Annotated in this window: 3 protein-coding genes and 2 pseudogenes; 4 read left to right on the top strand and 1 reads right to left on the bottom strand. The window is 60.2% G+C overall.

The genetic code is table 11. The features are described from left to right. The 4 genes and pseudogenes from ACFO5X_RS13110 to ACFO5X_RS13095 form a co-directional block, all read left to right on the top strand. Positions 1–212 (top strand): annotated as a pseudogene (locus ACFO5X_RS13110) (biotin carboxylase); the annotation flags it as partial. Continuing rightward, positions 212–721 carry an acyl-CoA carboxylase biotin carboxyl carrier protein subunit gene (locus tag ACFO5X_RS13105; RefSeq protein WP_380717922.1) on the top strand — a complete coding sequence of 170 codons (510 nt, stop codon included), beginning with the start codon at positions 212–214 and terminating at the stop codon, positions 719–721. The pseudogene ACFO5X_RS13110 and the gene ACFO5X_RS13105, both read left to right, overlap by 1 nt. Further along, complete coding sequence (locus ACFO5X_RS13100) at positions 721–2,316, top strand: acyl-CoA carboxylase subunit beta (protein WP_274557812.1); 1,596 nt, start codon at positions 721–723, stop codon at positions 2,314–2,316. The genes ACFO5X_RS13105 and ACFO5X_RS13100 overlap by 1 nt, the downstream gene beginning before the upstream one ends. A gap of 54 nt (positions 2,317–2,370) precedes the next feature. After that, the gene (locus ACFO5X_RS13095) at positions 2,371–3,156 is read left to right on the top strand and encodes an enoyl-CoA hydratase-related protein (protein ID WP_274557810.1); all 786 of its coding nucleotides are present in this window, start codon (positions 2,371–2,373) and stop codon (positions 3,154–3,156) included. Between the two features lie 34 nt (positions 3,157–3,190). Here ACFO5X_RS13095 and ACFO5X_RS13090 read toward each other — a convergent pair. After that, positions 3,191–4,333 (bottom strand): annotated as a pseudogene (locus ACFO5X_RS13090) (IS5 family transposase); the annotation flags it as partial. Between the last annotated feature and the right edge of the window lie 120 nt (positions 4,334–4,453).

The raw sequence follows: 4,453 nt of genomic DNA, 5'->3' as shown, positions 1-4,453 counted from the left end.
ATCTGGACGCGATCCTTGCACATCCCGATTTTGCGTCGGGCGATGTTTCAACCGGGTTTCTAGCCGAGGAATCGCAGGCTTTGAAGCAGGATCGCGACGCTGTCAGCACCGACATTCTGGCGGCCGCCACCGTGCTTTCGGATGCGCGCCTGGTGAAAGCGGTGGAAAGCGTGCCGGAAATCTACCGGATGATGGGGAACTGGAGAAACTGATGCGCCGCATTCTAGAGATCAACGAGGTGGACATCCCGGTCTGGCTGGCCGCAACAGCCCGGACCCATGTCCTGCATATGGATGAGCGCGAAATTCCTTGCGCTCTTGAAGAAACGGCTGGGAGGGGTGCCTATACGCTCGTGCTGGGCGGCACCCGCATCCCGATGCGCATCGCCGTTGGCGAAGAGGCAACATTCATCCACGTCAATGGCCGTGCCTATGAAATTGGCCGGATCGATCCGGCCGAATCCCTCGGCAACGTCGGAAGCGGTGCGTCGCAGGACCAGATGATCGCGCCGATGCCCGGTGTAGTGGTGTCGATCTCCGTGGCACCCGGTGACGCGGTGGCGGAAGGTCAGCCGCTGCTGGTGATCGAAAGCATGAAGCTGGAAACCACGATCACGGCCCCGCGCGACGGCATCGTTGCTGAGGTGCCGTTCGCGACGGGGGCCAGTTTCGGCGGCAAGGAGGTCTTGCTGCGTCTGGAACCGCGGGAGGAGACGGTCTAATGAGACGGATGGAAACCCATATCCGCCCGGATTCGGCGGAGTTCAAAATGGCCGCAGCCCGAATGCAGGAGGTCGTGAAGCGGTTTCACGAAATGCAGGACAAGGCGCGTCATGACCGTCCCCAGCGCGATCTCGCCCGGTTGAAGCGGCAGAACAAGCTTCTGGTGCGCCAGCGGCTGGATCTGCTTCTGGACCCCGGCACGCCATTCCTGGAATTTTCCAGCCTGGCCGCGAACGATCTTTATGACGGCCAGGCACCGGGTGCCAACATCATCACCGGGGTCGGCGTGATTTCCGGGCGCGAGGTGGTCATCCACGCCGACGACAGCACCAACAAGGGCGGTGCCTGGTATCCGATGTCGGTACCAAAAATCGTGCGCGCACTGGAATTCGCGTTGGAAAACGAACTGCCCGTCGTGCATCTCTGCGACAGCGCGGGCGGCTATCTCGAAGAAATGTCGGGCGTTTTCGCCCCCGGCGGGCGGGTGTTCCGCAATCAGTGCATCCTGTCAAAAAAAGGCATCCCGCAGGTTGCCATCGTTTGCGGGCATTGCACGGCGGGCGGTGCCTATGTGCCGGCGCTGTGCGAACATACCATCATCGTGCGCGACACTGGCGCGATCTTCCTTGGTGGGCCGCCGCTGGTAAAGGCCGCCACCGGCGAAGAAGTCTCTGTCAACGACCTGGGCGGCGCCGACATGCATACCTCGATTTCGGGTACCGGTGACTATCCGGTCGATTCCGAAGAGGCCGGTATCATCCTGGCGCGCGAGATCGTCGGTACGTTCCCGCGCAAACCTCGCGCCTTCAATTGGGACACCCCCGAACAACCCTACTATGACCCGAGGGAAATCTACGGGATCGTTCCGACGGATTACCGTGTCCGTTTCGACATGCGCGAGGTCATCGCCCGCATTGTCGATGGCTCGCGGTTTCACGAATACCAGCCGAATTACGGCATCACCCTGGTGACCGGCTATGCGCGCATCTGGGGCTGCAAGGTCGGGATTCTGGGCAATAACGGCGTGCTGTTCAACGACAGTTCCCTGAAGGCGGCGCATTTCATCCAGCTCTGCAACCAGACCGGGACACCGCTGATCTTTCTTCAGAATACCACCGGTTACATGATCGGCCGCGAATACGAAGAACGCGGCATCACCAAGGACGGGGCCAAGATGCTGATGGCGCAAGCCGGGTCAGAGGTGCCTAAGCTGACGGTGCTGACATCGGGTGCCTTTGGTGCCGGATATTACGGCATGTGCGGGAGGGCATGGGATCCGCGGCTTATTATGTCGTGGCCAAATGCGCAGATGGGGGTGATGGGGCCGGAACAGGCCGCGCGCACGCTTGGCGATGTCAAGCTGGCACAGATGCGCCGCGCCGATCCCGACCTCGACGGGGGTTCGGTGCAGGAACTGCGCGACCGGGTGCGCGCTAAGGCGGAAAACGAAACCTCGGCCTATTGGTTCACGTCGCGGCTTTATGACGATGGAATCATCGACCCGCTGGATACGCGCAACATGCTCGGGATCGCGTTGACCTGCGCAGCCGGTGTGGCCCCCAACGCGCCGCACTACGGTGTCTTCAGGACGTAAGGGATTCGGCAAGAGAGCGACGCCTGCGAAAGGAAGCTAAGAGTGGAGAAAAATATGCCTGACAAGAACGTCTTGCTGGAAGTCAGCAACGGTGTTGCGAGAATAACCATCGATAATGCGGAAAAACGCAATCCGCTGAACGTGGCAACCGTGACGGAACTGATCGCGGCATTCGAGGAGGCTCAGGCGAATGACGACGTGCTTGTCATCGTGCTGACCGGCGCCGGGGACCGCGCGTTCTGCGCGGGGGGAGACCTCAAGGCAGGCAAGGATGGCGGACCGTTTACCGGCGACATCTCGCAGCCGGGACATTTCGTCGTCCGCCTGTTTACCCTGATGGAAAATTGTAACAAGCCGATCATCGGCCGGATCAATGGTCACGCCATGGGCGGCGGGGCCGGGCTTGTCTGCGCCTGCGACATCGCCATCATGGCCAGCACTGCCAGGATCGCCACCCCAGAGGTCAAGATCGGTCTGTTCCCGATGATGATCATGCCGCAGATGATGCGGGTGATCCCGCGTCGCCGTCTGCTGGAAATGTATATCACAGGCGAACCATGGAGCGCAGAGCAGGCGCTGGAATACGGTATCGTCAACTATGTGACGGAACCGGAAGCGCTCGATACCAAGGTGGATGAACTGACCAGCCAGATCATCGCCCGGTCTCCCTCGGCGGTCCGTTTGGGAAAGTATTCCTACCATGCAATGCAGGACATGACGATCGAGCAACAGTTCCGCTTTGCCGAAACCATGTTGCCCCGCATCGCCACAACCGAGGACGCGCGCGAGGGTTTCTCGGCCTTTCTGGAGAAACGCAAGCCAAATTGGACAGGCAAGTAGATAGAAGGATCACAATGACCGGCCGTCGGGACGTGTCGCCAGTCGTTCCCTTGAGTGGGCATCGGGTCAGCCGAGCGTCGTTTTTCATGTGGCCGATCATCGGCTTGATGGCGCTTCGTAGTCATAGGAACTTGGCGATGGTTCTGGTGACGCCGCGCCGAGCACCGCTGATGAAGACCTTCACATTCTCCACGCCGTGGCCACGGTACTCGCGATCGACGAAGGCCATCTGCGGGCGCTGATCCGTCAGGATTTCCACCTGCTCCAGCGCCTCGTGCAGGGTGTGGCCGTCATAAGGGTTGCTTGGAAGCGACCGCATGGCGACGACAAAACCGCCTTAGGTGGTGGTGACGACGCAGACCTTCGTGCCGAACTCATAGCGCTTGTGCTCCTTTCCTTTTGAGATGCAGCTCACCGCCGGTTCGTGCAGGCTGTAGAGCTTTCGGTGGTCCTTCGGCTTCTGCGCCAGCAACCTGTTCACCAGCACCATCAGATCTTGCAGGCGCGATTTCAGTGGCCCGTCAACCACCTTGTCCATCTGCAGTTCTATGTCCCGCATAGCACGGCCAGTAAAGCCTTTGAGCCGACGCAGCGCCCTGCGCATCCGCTTGAATTGCCGGGCGTGAGCATAGCGACCGACCTGTCCGCAAAGCCGGGGGCCGAGGCGGTTGTAGTTCTGCCGCAGGCGGATGCCAGCCTCACGGGCCAACCCGGCCAACTTGCGCCGCGATGTTTTCGTAAAGTCGGGCATCGGTGGGGTGTGCGATATTCTTTTCCATCACCGTGGTGTCGACGGTGATCTTCTTCAGATGATCGTCCTGCACCGTCCCGGCGCGCTGTCCTGCCTTGATCGTCTCGGTCAGCAGCCACTCCACACCTTCCTCGCCAATGCGGTTGCGCCAGCGCGTCATGGATGAAGGATCAGTGGATGATGCTGACAGTACGTCTCGCCGCAGAAATGCTGCCAGTATGGGTTCTCCGCCCACCTCGCCACGACGGCTTCATCGGATAGTCGGAACGCGTGCTGGAGATAGAAGAGCCCGGCCTATTCCCGCTCGAAGACCTCCCAGTCGATCAGGGCGGCGAGCTTCACAAGTTCGTGGCGCATGTCGATCATCTCGACCAATCGTGTCCGAAGCAGATCATCCTGTTCCGGGGACGGCTTTCTGGACTTCATATCGCAGCTCGAAATTGCAGGGCTCCGGCTGCAATAATATCAAACGCTACATCCTAAAGCGTCCGACGCAAAACCTGAATCGGAATGGATTCCCTTGAGGGCTGATCTGTGATTCATCCT

The sequence above is a fragment of the Seohaeicola nanhaiensis genome (assembly GCF_042654245.1).
Lineage (GTDB): Bacteria > Pseudomonadota > Alphaproteobacteria > Rhodobacterales > Rhodobacteraceae > Seohaeicola_A > Seohaeicola_A nanhaiensis.
The sequence above is the reverse complement of the archived record's forward strand: the minus strand, read 5'-3'. Positions and strand labels throughout refer to the sequence as shown.

Bases quoted from the DNA above. Each gene is read 5' to 3' on its own strand.
- ACFO5X_RS13105 (WP_380717922.1), top strand. From the start codon at position 212: ATGCGCCGCATTCTAGAGATCAACGAGGTGGACATCCCGGTCTGGCTG.
- ACFO5X_RS13100 (WP_274557812.1), top strand. From the start codon at position 721: ATGAGACGGATGGAAACCCATATCCGCCCGGATTCGGCGGAGTTCAAA.
- ACFO5X_RS13095 (WP_274557810.1), top strand. From the start codon at position 2,371: ATGCCTGACAAGAACGTCTTGCTGGAAGTCAGCAACGGTGTTGCGAGA.